This is a genomic window from Candidatus Brachybacter algidus (genome assembly GCF_016707225.1).
Classification (GTDB): Bacteria; Bacteroidota; Bacteroidia; order Chitinophagales; family Saprospiraceae; genus Parvibacillus; species Parvibacillus algidus.
Map to the genome: position 1 here is coordinate 597483 of NZ_JADJID010000003.1, position 18586 is coordinate 616068.

At 35.0% G+C, this 18586-nt stretch carries 19 protein-coding genes; 3 read left to right on the forward strand and 16 right to left on the reverse strand.

Going from position 1 to position 18586, the window contains the following annotated elements:
• Positions 1-55 precede the first annotated feature (55 nt).
• On the reverse strand, positions 56-952 hold the full coding sequence (locus IPI15_RS12390) for a lytic transglycosylase domain-containing protein (protein ID WP_287403671.1): 897 nt from the start codon (positions 950-952) through the stop codon (positions 56-58).
• 43 nt (positions 953-995) lie between these two features.
• Positions 996-1406, reverse strand: a complete 411-nt coding sequence (locus tag IPI15_RS12395) for a DoxX family protein (protein ID WP_287403669.1) — start codon at positions 1404-1406, stop codon at positions 996-998.
• Between the two features lie 513 nt (positions 1407-1919).
• Here IPI15_RS12395 and IPI15_RS12400 point away from each other — a divergent pair.
• The gene (locus IPI15_RS12400; protein WP_287403667.1) at positions 1920-2573 is read left to right on the forward strand and encodes a polysaccharide deacetylase family protein; all 654 of its coding nucleotides are present in this window, start codon (positions 1920-1922) and stop codon (positions 2571-2573) included.
• Here IPI15_RS12400 and IPI15_RS12405 read toward each other — a convergent pair.
• On the reverse strand, positions 2570-4150 hold the full coding sequence (locus IPI15_RS12405; protein WP_287420524.1) for a S8/S53 family peptidase: 1581 nt from the start codon (positions 4148-4150) through the stop codon (positions 2570-2572). The genes IPI15_RS12400 and IPI15_RS12405 overlap by 4 nt on opposite strands.
• A 238-nt stretch (positions 4151-4388) precedes the next feature.
• Here IPI15_RS12405 and IPI15_RS12410 point away from each other — a divergent pair, with 238 nt between their 5' ends.
• Together IPI15_RS12410 and IPI15_RS12415 are read left to right on the forward strand one after the other, a co-directional pair.
• On the forward strand, positions 4389-5039 hold the full coding sequence (locus tag IPI15_RS12410) for a DNA-3-methyladenine glycosylase family protein (RefSeq protein ID WP_287403663.1): 651 nt from the start codon (positions 4389-4391) through the stop codon (positions 5037-5039).
• A gap of 45 nt (positions 5040-5084) precedes the next feature.
• Complete coding sequence (locus IPI15_RS12415) at positions 5085-6017, forward strand: M14 family metallopeptidase (RefSeq protein ID WP_287403662.1); 933 nt, start codon at positions 5085-5087, stop codon at positions 6015-6017.
• Positions 6018-6028: 11 nt separating this feature from the next.
• On the opposite strand, the gene IPI15_RS12420 is transcribed toward IPI15_RS12415, so the two are convergent.
• From IPI15_RS12420 to rpsM, 13 genes are all read right to left on the reverse strand, one after another.
• Positions 6029-6850 carry a UDP-2,3-diacylglucosamine diphosphatase gene (locus IPI15_RS12420; protein ID WP_287403660.1) on the reverse strand — a complete coding sequence of 274 codons (822 nt, stop codon included), beginning with the start codon at positions 6848-6850 and terminating at the stop codon, positions 6029-6031.
• 134 nt (positions 6851-6984) lie between these two features.
• Entirely contained in the window at positions 6985-7602 is a 618-nt protein-coding gene (locus tag IPI15_RS12425; RefSeq protein ID WP_287420526.1) for a hypothetical protein, read from the reverse strand.
• 322 nt (positions 7603-7924) lie between these two features.
• Positions 7925-8260, reverse strand: a complete 336-nt coding sequence (locus IPI15_RS12430) for a hypothetical protein (RefSeq protein WP_287403657.1) — start codon at positions 8258-8260, stop codon at positions 7925-7927.
• Positions 8221-8505, reverse strand: a complete 285-nt coding sequence (locus IPI15_RS12435; protein ID WP_287420528.1) for a hypothetical protein — start codon at positions 8503-8505, stop codon at positions 8221-8223. Before IPI15_RS12435 ends, IPI15_RS12430 begins: the two co-directional genes overlap by 40 nt.
• Positions 8506-8643: 138 nt before the next feature.
• Positions 8644-9309: a hypothetical protein gene (locus tag IPI15_RS12440; RefSeq protein WP_287403653.1), complete on the reverse strand. Its 666-nt coding sequence runs from the start codon at positions 9307-9309 to the stop codon at positions 8644-8646.
• Between the two features lie 705 nt (positions 9310-10014).
• Positions 10015-11916 (reverse strand): ATP-binding protein, encoded by a 1902-nt coding sequence (locus IPI15_RS12445; protein ID WP_287403651.1) that lies wholly within the window; start codon positions 11914-11916, stop codon positions 10015-10017.
• Between the two features lie 80 nt (positions 11917-11996).
• Entirely contained in the window at positions 11997-14138 is a 2142-nt protein-coding gene (locus IPI15_RS12450; RefSeq protein ID WP_287403650.1) for a prolyl oligopeptidase family serine peptidase, read from the reverse strand.
• Between the two features lie 359 nt (positions 14139-14497).
• Entirely contained in the window at positions 14498-15130 is a 633-nt protein-coding gene (locus IPI15_RS12455) for a response regulator (protein ID WP_287403649.1), read from the reverse strand.
• A 191-nt stretch (positions 15131-15321) separates the two neighbouring features.
• Positions 15322-15981, reverse strand: coding sequence for a 50S ribosomal protein L17 (gene rplQ / locus IPI15_RS12460; RefSeq protein WP_287403647.1), 660 nt, complete (start codon positions 15979-15981; stop codon positions 15322-15324).
• A gap of 97 nt (positions 15982-16078) precedes the next feature.
• Positions 16079-17077: a DNA-directed RNA polymerase subunit alpha gene (locus IPI15_RS12465; protein ID WP_287403644.1), complete on the reverse strand. Its 999-nt coding sequence runs from the start codon at positions 17075-17077 to the stop codon at positions 16079-16081.
• 58 nt (positions 17078-17135) lie between these two features.
• Positions 17136-17747 (reverse strand): 30S ribosomal protein S4, encoded by a 612-nt coding sequence (gene rpsD, locus IPI15_RS12470; RefSeq protein WP_287403642.1) that lies wholly within the window; start codon positions 17745-17747, stop codon positions 17136-17138.
• Positions 17748-17780: 33 nt separating this feature from the next.
• Positions 17781-18170 carry a 30S ribosomal protein S11 gene (gene rpsK / locus IPI15_RS12475; protein WP_287403640.1) on the reverse strand — a complete coding sequence of 130 codons (390 nt, stop codon included), beginning with the start codon at positions 18168-18170 and terminating at the stop codon, positions 17781-17783.
• 34 nt (positions 18171-18204) lie between these two features.
• The gene (gene rpsM / locus IPI15_RS12480; RefSeq protein WP_287403638.1) at positions 18205-18582 is read right to left on the reverse strand and encodes a 30S ribosomal protein S13; all 378 of its coding nucleotides are present in this window, start codon (positions 18580-18582) and stop codon (positions 18205-18207) included.
• Between the last annotated feature and the right edge of the window lie 4 nt (positions 18583-18586).

The following is an 18586-nucleotide window of genomic DNA, read 5'->3' on the forward strand; positions in this document are numbered from 1 at the left end:
TTTAAAGATGCGGGCTTTTTTATTTAAAATTCAATTCTTAGACTTCTATTTTCAATTACGGTATTAAGATCTCGTAACTTTTACCTGCGGCTACCGGTAGATCTCGGTCTGTAATCCATGGATTCATATACCGAAGCATCTTATAAGTAGTACCGTTGCTTATAGCAAAATTAGTAAGACTTGTAATTGAAGTATCAATCGTCAATCTTTTAGACACCTGGATTGGTTTATACATGTTGACCTGCTCGATGTCGTAACCAAAAGATTCAGGATCGCTCATTACTTCTTTAATAGCCAGAATTCGAAAAACGTACTTTGATGTTTCAGCATTTAGATAAAGATCATAGAAATTTGAAACTTTTTGTGCCTTTAGTTCTTTGCTTATTCTTCCTGCACCTCCATTGTAAGCTGCAGCAGTAAGGGTCCAGTTACCAAATCTACGGTATAGATCATTTATAAATACACATGCGGCTTTAGTAGCTAATTCCACATTATATCGCTCATCTACTTTGTCATTGATCCTCAATCCCAGTTCTTTGGCTGTAGGCGCCATAAATTGCCAGAATCCTTTTGCACCTGAGGGCGATGTCGCATTTGTAAAGTTACTTTCTACGGGAACGAGATATTTAAAATCATCAGGAATACCATTTTCTTTCAAAATTGGCTCGATCATTGGAAAATAACGTGATGCCATTTTGAGATTAAGAAGAGTTGAACCATGTAAATAAGTATTCATGATTAATTCTCTGTCCAACCTATCTAGCACATCCTGATTGGACATCGGTATTGCTTCCCCGGCAAAATCAAAAGGCCTGTTTATTGAAGGTGATTTGATCATCTGAGGCAAAGGTTCCTGCTGAAATGCCTTATGCAAATTTATAGATCCAAAGGACACCAACGATAACACAAGTACAATAAATACATACTTTTTATAATTTGATGTATTCTCCATTCTTTATTATTTTATTATTTAAACGAATAAAATGATTGCAATATCATACTTTGATAGTAGCGAGCAATCTTTTAATACTATATTTTCCGGATCCATTTACTATAATCATTAGTAATCCGCCCATAATAGCAAGATTCTTCATAAACATGATAGCTTGAATACGTTGGACTTTTTCGGGATCATTCCAAAATGAATGGATAATGAATGTGACAGGAATATAATAAAGCAATAGGAGTAAAGAGCCAAACGAAGATCTATACCCAATCAAAACCATTATTCCACCAAGTACCAGCAGGATGATGGCACCTGTTAACAACAAGTCCTGTCTCCACAGAAGGCCATAATTGGTCATGGTTGCTTTAGTCATATGAAAATAGTAAATAGTATCGTATGCCTCGTACAAGAAAATCGTTGAGATTAGAATCCTCCCTACTAAATCTAAAAAATCCTTCATTAATAATTTTTAATTTATCCTTTTAACTATAGAATCTAATCATTCCAATGCTGTTAAAAGGTCTCAATTTAATCGAATTTATCCACACTTTGCAAAAGAATTTGGTCATCCAAATAGCTTTTTAATGAAATCCCATGGGATTCAAAAATACAATATTTTAATTTAATTGAGCAAGCGCCCAACGTAACGGTCAAAAATCTCGTCTAAAAATTGAGACTAATTTGATTTAAGTACAAAATATGTCAAAAATTGACTTTTTAACCTAAATTGAAAAAAGATGTCCCATATTTAAAATTTTTTAGTACTATAATTCGTTGATATATATAAGATTATTAATAATAATTTTTACCGATTCAAAAAATATTATTAATTTGGCACGATATTTGATGTTAATAGTTTAACTGATTATTAACTAAATAGAGCAATCTTTTATCGTTAAGTTTTAGTTAAAATCCAGATCTCCATATAGTGGAACTTTGGAAAACAATTTGTCCCAACAATTTATTTTAATTTATGTATTTAGTTCGTACTCCTACCTTCGTAAAATGCTTATTTCCCAATGTATTGTGGAATATTGAATCAGAAGAAAAAAAGATCTTTCTGACCTTTGATGACGGTCCAATCCCGGAGGTTACTCCTTGGGTCTTAGATCAATTGGATCAATATAATGCTAAAGCAACTTTCTTTTGCGTTGGCGACAACATCCGTAAAAATCCTGAAGTCTTCAAATCAGTAGTTGAAAAAGGCCATACTGTAGGAAGCCACACATTCAACCACCTTAATGGCTGGGAAACTGATAATCTGGAGTATTTTTTAAATGTGAAAGCAGCAGCCCAACTCAGCCATAGTATCCTATTCAGACCACCATACGGTAAATTGAAACCTAAACAAGCACAATTTTTACACAAGCACTACCAAGTTGTGATGTGGGATGTGCTTAGCGGAGACTTTGACCCTAATCTTACGAATGAACAAGTCTATAAAAATGTAGTCAATAATGCAGCCGATGGCTCAATAGTGGTTTTCCATGATAGCCTTAAAGCATTGGATCACCTGGAGTATACTTTACCCAGAGTATTGGAATATTTTGCAGAAAAAGGATATTCCTTTGATGCGATTGAAGAGCAAAGAATTCTGCGACATTCTCTTGTCGCTCAGACGGCTTAATTTGTTATTATCAATTTAGCTATTCCGCTTTGATTCTTTGTAACGACTTTAACAAAGTAGGATCCTGAGGAAAATCCATCCAGATTTAATCTGGTCATATACTCTCTACCTTCTACTTTCTTATTAAGTAGAATTTTACCGGTAATATCCACCATTACAACTGCCTGGATCTCATCTTTTCCTTTTATAGAAATAGTGATGTCACCAATAGCTGGATTCGGATATAAAGAAAAGCTTAGATCATTATTTAAAGAATTTCGTGATAAAGTAAACTTAAGAGCCTCATTTACAGCCTTTAAAGCATTTATCCTTCCATACCCATAGACCGCATTTGGTATTGTCCCACCGTCAAATCCTGAACATGATTGTCCTGAAGGAATCGGTTCGGCTGTTCTTTTTATTATTTCCTGAATAGTATCTACCTGACCTGCCAATAATGGATTAGCGCCAACCATCAAAGCTACAAGACCTGCTACATGCGGACCCGCCATGGATGTTCCTGAATAGTAATTATAGCCATTATTCGGCACAGAAGATAAAACATTAACTCCGGGAGCAGAAACATCCGGTTTCAATCTGAATGAGCCATCAGCCGAAACTGCTCCTCTGCTGCTAAAGCCTGCGATGGTATCTTGAAAATCTGTGGCGCCAATTGAGAATGCCTCATCCAGCATACCAGGAACGAATGCGATGGTCTCACAATTAGGTCCGGAATTCCCTGCAGAAGCTACTACGACAACACCTGCTGCCTTGAGATTCGAAACAGTAATTTGCATCAATGTCCAATTATCCACGTTACAACCTTCCTCTTCAGAACAATACCAACTGTTATTGATCACATCCGGTGACATATCAGGATTAGGGTTCAAATCATTCGTATCAGTGGGTGCTATAAACCAGTCAAGTGCTTCTATGTATGTTTGTAAAGAACCATTGCCTCTTTCCATATCCCTTGTAGCGATCCATTTCGCGCCGGGTGCCATACCTATGGTAAGTGTATCTCCCTGAACTCCAACCATAGTGCCCATAGTATGCGTGCCATGACTATTATCATCGCATGGAAATTTGATATTCAAGCCACAAGGGTTTTGAGTATTTGGGTTGCTTAAAGGGCTATTTTCATGTATGGCATCATGCCAGTTATAGTTATGATCAGCAATCCCACCATTCCATCCTCTATATTTAGCCCGGATAGCCGGATGTGTCCAGTCAAATCCTGTATCGTTTCCACCCAACACAGCTCCCACACCGGTATATCCTAATTCATGTAGTTTGTCAGCTTCCACTTTTGCTACTCCCCAAGTATAAGTATTTCTTACTTCCAATTGGTCAGATAATGGCAATTCTTTCAAATTATTAAAAGCGTAATTATATAATATCCCTTTAACAAAAGGGTCTGAAGCTAACATATTGAGGGTTGCGATATCCACATTATTTACAGAAATACTTGAGGATGAAATATTGACTCTATATTTGATATTGTTCTGCTTTAAAACATTTGTAACAGACGTACTGAGTGAATTCATGTGATCATTTAACTGGTTAAATGCCAATCTTCCTTTTTCCAGCTTTGTCAAATGGGCTGGAATTAAACTTTTTAACAACAAAGGTTCAAACACAATAATACAAGAGACATTTCCTAGCCTAGCTGACTCTTCTATTAATTTTGGGGTTAATTTAATTTGTGCAAAAATGCTACAAGAAGACAAAATTAAAAGTAAAAGAATAGTAAAAAACCGCATGCAAACAATATTAATTAGTTAGGAATTATTTCAAAGATAGTTGAAATTAAAGTTATTATCCATAGATTTGGAAATGAATTATTTACCGGAAGCCTTTAATTATTTAAGAAGAGCTGATAAAAGATTTGACTTCATAATTGATGAATTGCCGGAGTTTACATTTGAAGCTCCTCCCCTTCCTTATGTGGGTCTAATGTCATCTGTTGCATCTCAACAGTTGTCCACCAAGGTGGCTAAAGTAATTTGGTTAAGATTCCTGGATCTATTTGAGGACAAATTTCCTCACGCCATCATTGTTAAAGAGATGGATAAAGAGGTACTTAGATCCATAGGTTTTTCATATGCAAAGGCTCAATATGTGATCAACATAGCTGAGCATTTTCATGAAATGAATCATAGCAATGAAAACTTGGTCAACTTAAGTGATGACGAGCTTCTCAAGACACTTACTGCTATTAAAGGGGTTGGGGAATGGACAGTGCAAATGTTACAGATATTCAATTTACACAAAACAGATATTTGGCCAATCAAGGATCTCGGGGTCCAACAAGGTTTTGCTAAAATGTATCAATTAGATGCCACTGATAAAGATCTTCCAAAAAAAATGACCATAATTGCTGAAAAATGGCGTCCTTACAGAAGTGCGGCATCATTATTGCTGTGGAAATGGAAAGATAGTGGTTTTCCTAACCTAGCCAAAGTACTGGCGGTAAAAGGAATGTGATGCTTTATCGATTATATATTGGAATACTATACTGAAATTAAAAAGATGGAAAGAGTAATTGGAAGATATGATGAAGGGCGGAAAGGACCACTGGTTATTTGTTTTGGTGCGATGCATGGCAATGAGAAGGCTGGACTGAAAGCCATAGACTTAATGCTCAAAATGCTGGAAGTCGAGCCAATTACGAATGAAGATTTTGTTTTTAATGGCCGTTTTATAGGTGTTGTAGGACATTTAGAGGCTTCAAAACTTAATAAGCGATTCATAAAAAAAGACCTCAACAGACTTTGGGAACCGGAAAGGATTCAATGGTTGGCCAGACAGAACAGAGAAAATCTGGAAGCCGAAGATTTAGAAATGTATGACCTGGAGGTATTGATTACCAACGAAATCCAAGAATACAAACCTGTGAGGACAGTAATATTGGATTTACATACCACTTCAGCCAGTGGTGGAATATATACGATAGTACCCGAACATCCATTGGCCATTAAATTTGCTTTAGGAATTAAAGCTCCTGTTGTTCTAGGTTTTCTAGAAGGGTTGAAGGGCACTACCTTGCATTATTTTACTTCTGGAAATTTTCCCGGTGAGATCACCAGCATTTGTTTTGAAGCGGGACAGCATGAAGATCCAAAGTCAGTTAATAGAGCGATAGCAGCCATCACGAATTGCTTGAGATTCGCAGGTTGTGTAGATGAGAAGCACATCGAAAACAGACATATACAAATCTTGGAAAACTATTCTGAAACATTGCCCAGATTAACCAGACTTCTGTATCGGTATGGTATATTGCCTGATGAAGAATTCATAATGAAACCAGGATTTACCAATTTTCAAAGAATAAAAAAAGGTGAATATCTTGCTGATAATCAGGATGGTCCAATTAAAAGTCCTTACGCAGGATATATTTTAATGCCTTTATATCAAGATCAGGGAGAAGATGGATTTTTTATTGTAGAGGATACTGTTTTTTAAGTATCAATCATTTACACATAGACATGGTGGTCAACTTTTATTTTATTGATATCCTTTCTAGGAACCTTTAATCTTTTATTAATTATCAAATAATCATTTACATCATACTTAAGCAACCTCAAGTGACCGAAGTTAAATTCTAATGAAGTTAAATTTTCAATCCAATCACCAGAATTCATATAAACGATAGTCTTCTCCCCTACTTTTTCATTTCGGATAACCGGGATGTGGATGTGACCACAGATTACACCGTCATATCCTTTCTCTGCTGCAATCTCAATAGCTTTTTTCTCAAAATCGCTGATAAATTTCAAGGCACGTTTGAAGCCATTCTTTACTTCAGAAGCGAATGACCACTCTCCTTTGCCAAAAAACTTTCTCCAATTATTAATCAACCTATTGATCCTAATGAGCAGATCATAGCCCTTGCCTTCCATTTTAGCAAGCCATGGTGTTTCAATAATGGAAAAATCAAAAATATCACCATGAAATATCCAATAATTTTTTCCCGCTATGTTAAGTACTAACTTATCCATAAGGTAAATATTACCGGCTACCGAATCCGAAAACCTTCTTAGGACATCATCATGATTTCCGGTTATATAATAAACTTTTGTACCAAGTACAGACATTTTCATGACCTGATTAATCACTTCCATGTGTTCTATGGGAAAATATTTCTTTCTAAATTGCCATGTATCAATAAAGTCACCGTTGATCACTAATATTTTGGGTTGGATGTGCCTTAAATACTGGAGTAATTGTTCAGCATGGCAACCATAAGTACCTAGATGGACATCAGAGATAACAGCTATTTCGATGGATCGTTTCATTATCAAGACTTTAGAATAAAATGTAATTCACTTTATGCAAAGGTCAAGATTAAATGTAAATACAATATTAAATGTAGGTAAACATTTTATTAATTATAATATATTGATTTATAATAACTTATAGGACTTTAACCTTAAAACAACAATCCCGCAGTTAATGACAAAGATCTCATATATAAGGGGCCGCTATCATCAGCTTTACCGAAAGTCCTGTCATAATCCAATTCAATGGTAAGGAATTTGATAATAACACCCACGTTTGCGGTCCATCCCCCAGAGACATAATAGACATTCTGAGTCCCTTCAGAATCCAAGTAAATCCCGTCATGACTATAAAAACCATATAAACCAATAGCAGCTTTTAGTCTAAAAACCCCAAGATCAATTAAATTGGCGCCCAATCTTACCGGCATTTTAAAACCATAATGAAAAGAAGTATCAGGTCTGCTGAATACGTCATGAAAAGCCTCTTTAACGGGAGTATATTGCTTAGGAAATGTCATCAAATGAATACCGGGCTGAATCAATATTTTTCCATTATAAAACAGGCCATCAAATCCAATTGTATAACCTGCGCTTCCATTTTTAATGAGTTCGCAATTATCTTTTCTGAATACCGTTGAGTGAACTCCGGCTTTGAGTATAACCCCACTTTCATTCTGAGCTTTAATAGAGCATGACATAAATAAAAAGAAAAATAAGGAGCATATAAAAATGCAGGCTTTTCTACCCCAATAATTAATAGATAGCATTGTGTTAGCTTTAAAAAAATAAAAAAATCACATGGATTGGGATGGGTATACTGGCAATATGTGGTAAATATAATAATACATTACAATATAATGTAATGTATAACTATTAAATTTTATATTTTTTATAAGCGAATAAAATATTCTTCTTCTAAAACCAAAGAATATAAAGAGAAAATATTCATAAAAGATCTTTAATAAGAAAATGTCATTACAAATATTAAACGTTACTGATGTATTCAATTAAAGAAAATATGAAACTACCGGACATAAAAAAAACGGTCTGAACAATGTCCAAACCGCTTTTTTATATTTTAAAAGGAAATTAAGCTTTCGCTTCTTCTTCAGATTCTTCTACTGCCGGAGTTTCATCTTTTGCTTCTGGAGTTTCTACTTCAGCAACAACTTCTTCAACTACTGGAGTTTCTTCAACTACTTCAGGAGCAGATTGCTCAACGACATCCTCTATTACTGGTGTTTCTTCAACTGTTTCAACTACTTCAGCAGCAGGTGCAGATGGCGTAACACCAGCTTTCTTACGGCTTCTTCTAGTTTTAACTTTAGCCTTACCATCCAAAGATTCGTTTGGATTGTAAATAGTGTTGTAATCAACAAATTCAATCATCGCCATCTCCGTGTTGTCATGCTTACGTACACCCATTTTGATGATACGAAGGTAACCTCCCGGTCTGTTGATGATTTTGGCCACACCATAAATAATCCTCCTTCCACAAGTGAATTTATTCCCAGCCTTTTGTGCAAACCAATAGCATGTAGGTGATCTACAACTACATTATTTGAAATAAATGAATCTCCTTTCTCTTTTATATAAGCAATCCACAAATCCTGCTCCATTTTTACCCAGCTTGGAGGTGCTGGTCTATTGCCTAAGAAAATTTCTTGCAAGTTAGTAAGAAGAGCAATCGAGTATCTATTAAGATTCGGGCATTCAACTTTTAAACTTTCAATTTTTTTAGTATCAGAGTTATTTCCATTTAGTTGACTGCTACTTAACTTTGTAATTTTATTGGAAATTTTAAGTCATTATGTATTTATTGATTCAGGGCGTTTTGTCAATAAACCTACGCCCAGCCAATACAAAAGTAAAAATGGAATACCCGGAATAAAAAATATCATTAAAAACCCAAACTGAGGTGGTGCCGCTATATCGAAAGCAAAGAAAAATATCATTACAATTGAAGATATCACGCCAAAAACAGCCAAAAACGTAGTTAGTATTGGATTCCAAATAATTGTCCTTTTTAGCCTATACAACCTTATGGATATCCAAATAATAAGGATATAAATTAAAAGTCGCCCTATCGCGCCCAAAGTGCATATTATCCAGTTATCATAGTAATCACTAAAATCATGACTATTGTTTCCGGAATTAATCCATTTTTGCAAATTTTCAGCATAAAAATAATGATGACGAAACTCCATTATCATTTCAAAAAATGTGATAAGAACTATAGCTGTTATACCCCACTTTAGCTTGCCATTAATATTTAGAAAGTTATTTCTTAAGACATCAAAGGAAAACAATCCATAGAGCAGTGCGCCTATGATTAACAAAATATACCTGAAATGTTCCCGCTCAGGATGTTTCAACATCGCTATTGTTAGGTCCGGTGCGGATTTAAGTCCGACAATACCAAGGATAATAAAACCTATAAAAAATAGTATTAGAGCAGGCTTTATAGGTTGCACAAAGGATTTTTTAAAATAAAAAGTGATATAAAACAAAATTATGGACACAATTGATATCAATACCAAATAAGTGATTAAATATTTTGTGACAGTATTTCCCTCTTGGTAAGGAGAAAAAGAAGTTAGAAGTACTCCACATAAAAATGGAAAAACTATCAAAAGCATTATTAAAAGCATTAAGAGCAATCTTTTTTTCATTTTTCTATTTTATTTATATTAATTAATTTAAATATTCATTGGTAGAGAATTAAATTTATACCAACTCAGCTGAAACAAAAGTATATCAGATATCTATACTTCAAAACCACATAAATAGGGGGTAAAAAAATAATATAAAAAAGTGAATTACCAGAAAATTGGTTCTTTTTACACGAAACTTATTTTTAAAAAATAATTACTTGAGTCTCGTTAATTATAAACGATGGTAGATGTCTGATTTTAGAAGTCAGATGTATTCAGTTAATTGATCTTTATTTTTTCTATAAATATGATATAAAACCTAATTTTAACTGTATTGATGCAAGGACATCTAACATCTACCATTCATTTTTTAGTTTAATAAACATAAAAATTAGTTAAGAGACCACCGAAACTTGATTATTATAATTGCAACATTTATTAAGTATTGGATTGCAAACATAAGGGCACAATATTCTTTAAAGATGAATGTTTATAGCTTCATTGATAAAAATAAGCCAGGCTGAGTTAACAGCTATAAGGCATACTCAGCTCCAAAAAGGTTCCCTTTCCCGGCCCTGAAATTATGTTAAATCTGCCATTCATTTCTTCCGCTCTTTGTCGCATATTCAAGAGTCCCCCGCTATGAAACAATTCGCTTTCTTCGAAGCCCCTACCGTTATCACTTATTGACATTTGAAGATGATTGGTACTAATTATAAGTTGGATGTTCGCATGTGTTGCACCGGAATATTTAGCTAAATTATTAACAGATTCCTTAAAGATCATGTAAAGATTGTTTTTTTCGGTCATTGAAAGCTTGCAGTTCATGGTATTTTCCGGAAAGAGAATTGAAAATTCAATGTTTTGGGCTTCGAAAATAGATACAGCATACTCTCGCATTCGGCTCATAACATCTTCCAGCGTATCATTCCCGGTTTTTATATTCCATATAATATCACTCATATTCGTCAACAGTCTTTGACTTCTTTCATTGATCTTTTCAAGGGCGGTTTTAATTTTTGATGACTCAGTCTTATCTAAATTGAATTGTGCTGTTCTACTGAGAATGTTAATGCTGCTTAGAGTGCTTCCTATATCATCATGAAGATCTCTGGAAAGCCTATTTCTCAATTGTTCCTGCTCCAACTCCCTCCTCAACTTCGCCTGTTTTTTAATGTAGAATATAAAAATAGCCAGTATAATGGAATTTAATACTAATGCAATCGTAGTTATCCGGAATTTTTTTGTTTGTAAGGCTTCTATCTTTAATTCCTGTTCCTTGGCCTTTTGTAATTGTGCAGATTCTAATAAATTGATCTTATTTTGAATTTCATCATTATTGAGTTCTTCATTGTAAGATTTATACTTTCTGAGACTTTCATAAGCCAGTTTATAATCCTTTTGATTATTCGCAAATGAGGACTTCGAGAGATACAAATACATCAATCGATAGCTGGAACCTCTGGGAATTTCAACTGATATAGCAGAATCTATTGCTAATAATGAATTTGGATGATCTTTAAGATTCATATACGTATTAGCAATAGATGAATAACAAAGGCCTATTATTTCGTCCTGTTTCTGATTTTTTGCGAATTGCAACGCTGATTTATACAAGATCATAGCTGTGTCATAAGTCCCTAGATCTGCATAAACATTGCCCAAATTATGCTTGGCATAAGAGACCATTTTGTTCATTTCCGGCTTATTCAATCTATCAAGGCACAGCCGGTAGTAACGAATTGAATTTTTATGATCACCGGTATTCAAATATGCCTCTGCCAGAATAGACAACATCGTTATTATCAAATCATCATCCTTTGATTGCAGAGCAACCTTATAAGCCTCTAAGTTATAATTCAAGGATTTGGTATCATCAATATCAGAATAAACTGCGGCAAGACATTCGAGTGCTTCGGTCTGCATGTGCAAGTCTCCGGCTCTTTTAGATAAGTCTAATGCATTATTAGCATATTCAAGACTTTTTTCAAAATTTTTAAACTGTTTAGCATACAATTTAGATAATTCAATTGTGGCCTCCAATTCATATTCCTTATTTTTTGTCTCCTGGCTATGATTTAAGCAATAAATTGCCATTTCAAGGCTTTTATCCAAAAAACCTTTTTGAGAATAACATTCCATTAGCCAGGAAGTGCTTTTATATTTAAATAATTCATCTCCAATTTTTTTGCTCAAAGCATAAGCTTTTTCACCATAAAAAATGGCTGTATCAACTGAGGTTTTGTAACTGGATTTAGATATTGTCAGGTATTCGTTTATTCGGGATGTATCATTTTTATACTCAGCCGTCATAGCGGCACTACTTCCGTTCTTTTCATGACAGGATGTTACATGAAATAATAATACCGCTACCATGAAAATCCATAGTAGCGGGTATTTTAAAAAGGAAGGTATTTCTTTTGACATTAATTAAAAATCACATTGTTTTATAGTTTGTAGCAATTTAATAATAAATCCTCACATATTTTTATGCTACTAATTGACCATCAAAGTTTTATTTGCTTTTGATAACCAGCATGATATAAAATAAATGCCATGCTCTTAGCTATTTTTCTAAAATTGTCAAATTTATCTGCACTGCCACCATGACCAGTTTCGTAATCTACCTGCAAAAGTACAGGTTTTTCACTTGCATTTGCCTTTTGGACTGCTGCTGCAAATTTTGCCGGTTGCCAGCTAATAACTCTAGGGTCATTCCAACCAGTATTGATTAACATGGCCGGGTATTTTACTCCTTCTTGGACATGTAAAAGGGCATCCATTTCCATTAGTGCAAAAAATTCATTAATGTTTTTTACGGAACCAAATTCAGGGGTATTTATTGGGCCATTCGGTGTAAACTCCTGTCTTACCATTGTTAAGCAGCCAACTGTAGGATTGGCACATGCCCATAGATCCGGGCGTTCTGTAATTGCCCTACCTATTAATATGCCTCCGGCACTACCTCCCATGCAAGCAAGATGAGCCGGGCTGGTATATTCATTGTCAATGAGCCATTGAGCTGTGCTGTTCAGATCTTTCCATGTATTTGGTTTGGTCTGCTTAAAACCTGCCATGTGCCAGTCTTCACCTTTTTCACCCCCTCCCCTTACATGCGCAACCACAAATACTGCTCCCTTTTCTACCAAATTTAAAAGAATTGGGCTGTAAAAAGCTGAAGTTGAATAACCATAAGCACCATAGCCATAAACAAGTACTGTATTTTTACTATTAAGTTCCAAATCCTTTCTATAAACTATGGATACAGGAATTTCCACCCCATCATGACCTTTCACAAATACTTCTTTTGATGTGATATTTTCAGCAAATGGATAATTGAATTCTTTTCTGAAACCAAGTTTTTTTTCAGGTAATGAAGGTTGGGCAAGATCGGCATATGAATAAGTTGAAGCAGTGGTCCATCCACTGCGAATGATATGAATTTTATCATTGTCCTCGCTGAATGGGGAAACATAAGTAAGATTGGTATTTTCAGGGTATGGAAATGGGGAAACTTCACCGGTATTTAAGTTTACGATTTTATGGTATATCTTAACTCCGTTTTCTTCATATTCCAATACAAGAAAATTTTTGGTTTTAGCTGCAATTTTTAGTGGCAGATCTGTAGCAGGGACAATTTCATTAAGGACCTCATCCAATTTTTCGGAAGACATATCCACCATTACCAGCGATCCATTTGGGCTGGAAGAATTTGTGAGAAGGAAAGCTTTATCTTTTTTACAATAATAATTTGTCACCTTGGAATCAAGGGTTACAACCTTTTCCCAATTGTCCGTGGTATTAATTTTACGTGCCATAATTTCTCTGTAAGGTGACACACTTCCAATATCCAAAATTTCGTAATCAAAATCGATGCCAGGCCAATAAGGCCATAATTGGGAGGTATTTTCCAAATTGTATAATTCAGGATTTGTCTGAAAAGAAAGATAGACCTTGTCCTTTTCTACCGGCGTACCTAGCACATGTTTTTTGAATTGTTTTTCTTTTTCGGGTACTGAAATATGAACGTCCCATGTAGGTCTTAGCTCGTAAAGCACCTCTCCCGGGGTGTAATGAAAGCCACTAAAATACCCTGGAATTGTGTCCTTAAGATACCTGGATTTCTCTATTTCATAAAATCTGACAATAATCCTTTCGTTTCCTTTGGCGTCGGCCGTTATTGCAAGGTATTTTTTATAAGGATCTATTTCATAATCCACAAGTTCAAAATCCTTACCCCATAGGTTCGGAGAGGCAACTAATATTTCTTTTCCATGCTCTCCTTCACGTCGATACAATTGTGCTTTAGATTCACTCGGAAGGATTTTGAAATAGAATAAAGTATTCCCCACCTCCCGAATTTTACTTATTTTATCTTCTGAAACGGAATCCAAGGCCACCATTTCTTTATAAAGTTCATCTGCAAGAGGCATTTTTGACAATTCAATCTCAGTCAACAAACTCTGATCCTTAAACCATTTTTCTACCTCCGGATCTTTAAGATTTTCCAACCAGCGATATGGATCTTTGATGGTTATTCCGTGCCATGTATCACTGCTATCAACTGTTCGGGTAAGCGGGTATTTTATTTGGGCCGGTAAAAAAATACTGTACAGAACTGCCAGTAACAAAATGCAATTTTTTTTCATTTTAATAAGATTTTGAAGGTTAATACTGAGGCTTAAGAATTCTTTTACGACTCTATAGGAGAGATCTTTTCAATTTCAAAAAGTAGATTGACCATCCTAAGGCCTTTCTAAATAGATCATAAAAGAGAATATAAACCAGAATACTCTAAATATCATGTAAAATTGTCTATAAACAATCTATCAGACCACCCCATAAATGGGTGGGAGTTATAGAATTTGATACAATTTATTGAGGCTATACAACAAGAAGAATTTTAGGACTTTATTCAAATATTAAGCACAAAAAATCAACCCAAAAAAATTAGGCATAAGTGTCAAAGTCAAGTTGAAATCAAATGGTATTTATGTTCATGCAAATATTAAGACCACTTATTCAAAATAGCCTTCGCAACTGCTTCGCTCTTTGAATTTACATGAAGTTTTGCATAAATGTTTTTTATGTGGAATCTAAAAGTTTCGATACTTATCTGCATTTCACTTGCAGCCATTTTATAGCTAAAACCTCTTACCAGCAATGATAAAACATCATGTTCCCTGGGAGTAAGAGTTTGTATATCAGATGATTGCTGGAAGGGTTGAGAAAAAAGTTTCAATACTTGTTTTGCAATCGAAGGTGTCATAGGGGCGCCTCCATTATGCACATCGAATATCGCTTCAATTATTTTTTCAGGTCGGGTACTTTTCAGAATATAACCACTTGCTCCATAACAAACAGCTTGGAATACCCGCTCATTATCATCAAATACTGTGAGCATCAGCACATTAACCTCATTTCCGGCAGCCCTTATATTTCTTAAACCCTGTAGCCCATTTTCTACCGGCATATCAATATCCATTAAAACTATATCAGGTTTATAAAACGCAATATTCCTGACGACATTTTTAGCATTCTCACAAACTCCAACGAGCGTAATACCTTCTGTATTGGCAATTAGTTCTGTGACGCTATCCGCAAAATCAGAATTATCTTCAAAAAGTAATACACGTATCATATTCAAGATATTTATAAAACAAAATAACAGTTTTAAAAATAATAAATAAACCACACAAATATGTTGGTAACAGCAATCCCGCGTTTTGCTTATTTTACTAAAATCTTTAAAACGGGAAACTCAGTCCTTTCAGTGCAAAAAAAAAGCGGTCTGAACAATGTCCAGACCGCTTTAGATATTTCTAAGCTAAACTAAGCTTTCTCTTCTTCTTCAGTCGATTCAGTCGCAGGAGCATCTTCAACAGGTGCTTCAGCAATAACTTCTTCTTCAACTACCGGAGACTCTTCCACTGCAGGAGTTTCTGCAACCATTGGTGCTTCTTCAACAACTTCCGGAGCAGTTTGCTCAACTACGTCCTCTACAATTGAAGTTTCTTCAACTGTTTCAACCATTTCAGCTGCAGGAGCAGAAGGCGTTACACCTGACTTTTTACGGCTTCTTCTAGTTTTAACTTTAGCCTTACCATCCAAAGATTCGTTTGGATTGTAAATAGTGTTGTAATCAACGAATTCAATCATCGCCATTTCAGTATTGTCATGCTTACGTACACCCATTTTGATGATACGAAGATAGCCACCCGGTCTGTTGATGATTTTATCTCTGATTTCAGTAAACAAAGTATCTACGGCAATTTTATTCTGAAGATAACTAAATACTACCCTTCTAGAGTGCGTACTATTATTCTTAGTTTTAGTTAATATAGGTTCTAAAAATCCTCTTAAAACTTTTGCTTTAGCAATAGTTGTATTGATTCTTTTGTGTTCAATCAACGAACATGCCATGTTCTTAAGCATTGCATCTCTGTGTGATCTCGTTCTACCTAAGGCATTAATCTTATTACCGTGTCTCATTTGTTATAATTATTATTTACTTCGCAACACTGACCCCAACTTAATGTGTCTGTAATTTGCAATATTTGATTATTAAATAAGCAGAAATAATCTGCTATTATTCTTCGTCTAATTTATACTTGGAAAGATCCATTCCGAAGTGAAGACCTTTTGTAGAAAGCAATTCTTCAATTTCTACTAATGATTTCTTACCGAAATTACGGAACTTAAGAAGTTCGTGAGTTTCGTATTGAACCATTTCACCTAAAGAATTGATCTTAGCAGCTTTCAAACAGTTATAAGCTCTTACAGATAAATCAAGGTCTTCCAAAGTAGTCTTAAGCAACTTACGCATATGCAAGATGTGCTCATCAACCACATTTTCCTCACCTTTAGTAGCATCATCGAATGAGATATTCTCATCAGTGATCAACATAAGGTGCTGAATAAGGATACGTGAAGCTTCTTTTACTGCATCTTCCGGATGGATAGTACCATCAGTCTTAACTTCAATGGTAAGTTTTTCGTAATCTGTTCTTTGTCCTACCCTTGTATTTGAAACTTGGTATGCAACATTCTTAACAGGAGTATAGATAGAATCAATTGGAATAACTCCAATAATATTTTCTCTATCAGGCTGTTCATCAGCAGCTACATAACCACGACCTTTGGTAATGGTCAACTCAACTTCCAAAGTAACACTTGGCTCCATTCTGCAAATAAGCAAATCAGGGTTCATTACCTTGAAAACATTGGTAAACTGCTCAATATCACCAGATCTAAATTCTTCTTTACCTCTTAAAGTAAGATAGATTTTTTCGCTTGTGATATCCTCATCTTTTAATTGAAGCTTAAGACGTACCTGCTTAAGATTCAAAATGATTTCAATCACATCTTCTACAACACCAGGAATGGTAGAGAATTCATGATCGACGCCACCGATTCTAATCGCAGAAATAGCATAACCTTCTAAAGAGTTTAAAAGAACTCTTCTAAGTGAGTTACCAACTGTCTGGCCAAAGCCTGGTTCGAGCGGTTTAAATTCAAAAAGGCCATCGAAATCTGTCGCTTTTTGAAGAATAATCTTATCAGGCTTTTGAAAATTTAGTATGCTCATTTGAAATAATTCTGGTTATAAAAATATATGGGTCTGAGAGAATTCAGTAATTAAGATCTTACTTAGAGTATAGTTCTACGATCAACTGCTCGTTGATATTCTCAGGAATTGAATCTCTTTCAGGGTATGCTAGGAATTTACCTTCCATTCTTTCTGCATTCCATTCAATCCAGCTATGCTTTCGATTGTCGTGCTTAGACTTAACATTACTTACGATAACGTCCATAGAACGTGATTTTCCACGAACTTCAATAACATCACCAGGCTTCACTGCGTATGAAGGAATATTAGTTACAACACCATTAACGATAATGTGTCTGTGAGAAACCAACTGACGTGCTCCTCTTCTAGTAGTAGCTATTCCCATTCTAAATACAACATTATCAAGGCGAGCCTCAAGGAATTGTAAAAGAATAGTACCAGTTACACCAGATTTTCTTGATGCTTTATCAAAAGTATTTCTAAACTGACGTTCTAAAACACCATAAGTGTATTTAGCCTTTTGTTTTTCCATTAATTGCAAAGCATAGTCAGACTTTTGCTTTCTCTTACGAGAAGGTCCATGCTGACCCGGTGCATATTTTTTCTTATCAAAAGATTTATCCGGTCCGTATATTGCTTCACCAAATGCTCTCGCTTTCTTAGTTGCAGGTCCTGTATATCTAGCCATATTCTAATTAAACTTTTAAATAAATTGTAGTGATTAAACTCTTCTTTTCTTAGGAGGGCGACATCCATTATGAGGCATTGGAGTAACATCAAAAATCTTAGTCACCTTAATACCTGAACCATCTATAGCTCTAATTGCAGATTCTCTACCTGCGCCTGGACCTTTCACATATACTTCAACACTTCGAAGACCTGCATCATAAGCTACTTTACCACAATCAGTGGCAGCAACCTGAGCAGCATAAGGAGTATTTTTCTTAGAACCTCTAAAACCGGCTTTACCAGCTGATGCCCAAGAAATAACCTCTCCTTGTCTATTGGTCAATGAAATGATCAAGTTGTTGAAACTAGCTTGAACATAAGCCAATCCATCGGATTCGACTTTAACTTTTCTTTTCTTAACTTTCTTTTGCGCTTTAGCCATAATAATGAAGCTATAAAATATAGATGTTAATTAATTATTTAGTTGCTTTCTTCTTGTTAGCAACAGTTTTACGTTTACCTTTTCTGGTACGCGAGTTGTTTTTAGTATGCTGACCTCTTAATGGAAGACCCTTACGATGTCTAAGACCTCTGTAACAAGCAATATCCATCAATCGCTTGATGTTTAATTGAATTTCAGATCTTAATTGACCTTCGGTCTTATGTTCATCATTGACAATCCTAGAGATAGTCTTGATGTTTTCATCGGTCCAGTCAATCACTTTAGTATCTTCACTAACTTCAGCATCAGCTAAAACTTTAGTCGCTAATGATCTACCTATTCCGAAGATATAAGTCAAGGCAATAACGCCTCTTTTGTTTCTTGGTAGGTCAACTCCTGCTATACGAGCCATAGAA

Bases quoted from the DNA above. Each gene is read 5' to 3' on its own strand.
- IPI15_RS12390 (WP_287403671.1), bottom strand. From the start codon at position 952: ATGGAGAATACATCAAATTATAAAAAGTATGTATTTATTGTACTTGTG.
- IPI15_RS12395 (WP_287403669.1), bottom strand. From the start codon at position 1,406: ATGAAGGATTTTTTAGATTTAGTAGGGAGGATTCTAATCTCAACGATT.
- IPI15_RS12400 (WP_287403667.1), top strand. From the start codon at position 1,920: ATGTATTTAGTTCGTACTCCTACCTTCGTAAAATGCTTATTTCCCAAT.
- IPI15_RS12410 (WP_287403663.1), top strand. From the start codon at position 4,389: ATGAATTATTTACCGGAAGCCTTTAATTATTTAAGAAGAGCTGATAAA.
- IPI15_RS12415 (WP_287403662.1), top strand. From the start codon at position 5,085: ATGGAAAGAGTAATTGGAAGATATGATGAAGGGCGGAAAGGACCACTG.
- IPI15_RS12420 (WP_287403660.1), bottom strand. From the start codon at position 6,850: ATGAAACGATCCATCGAAATAGCTGTTATCTCTGATGTCCATCTAGGT.
- IPI15_RS12425 (WP_287420526.1), bottom strand. From the start codon at position 7,602: ATGCTATCTATTAATTATTGGGGTAGAAAAGCCTGCATTTTTATATGC.
- IPI15_RS12430 (WP_287403657.1), bottom strand. From the start codon at position 8,260: ATGGGTGTACGTAAGCATGACAACACGGAGATGGCGATGATTGAATTT.
- IPI15_RS12445 (WP_287403651.1), bottom strand. From the start codon at position 11,916: ATGTCAAAAGAAATACCTTCCTTTTTAAAATACCCGCTACTATGGATT.
- IPI15_RS12450 (WP_287403650.1), bottom strand. From the start codon at position 14,138: ATGAAAAAAAATTGCATTTTGTTACTGGCAGTTCTGTACAGTATTTTT.
- IPI15_RS12455 (WP_287403649.1), bottom strand. From the start codon at position 15,130: ATGATACGTGTATTACTTTTTGAAGATAATTCTGATTTTGCGGATAGC.
- rplQ (WP_287403647.1), bottom strand. From the start codon at position 15,981: ATGAGACACGGTAATAAGATTAATGCCTTAGGTAGAACGAGATCACAC.
- IPI15_RS12465 (WP_287403644.1), bottom strand. From the start codon at position 17,077: ATGAGCATACTAAATTTTCAAAAGCCTGATAAGATTATTCTTCAAAAA.
- rpsD (WP_287403642.1), bottom strand. From the start codon at position 17,747: ATGGCTAGATATACAGGACCTGCAACTAAGAAAGCGAGAGCATTTGGT.
- rpsK (WP_287403640.1), bottom strand. From the start codon at position 18,170: ATGGCTAAAGCGCAAAAGAAAGTTAAGAAAAGAAAAGTTAAAGTCGAA.
- rpsM (WP_287403638.1), bottom strand. From the start codon at position 18,582: ATGGCTCGTATAGCAGGAGTTGACCTACCAAGAAACAAAAGAGGCGTT.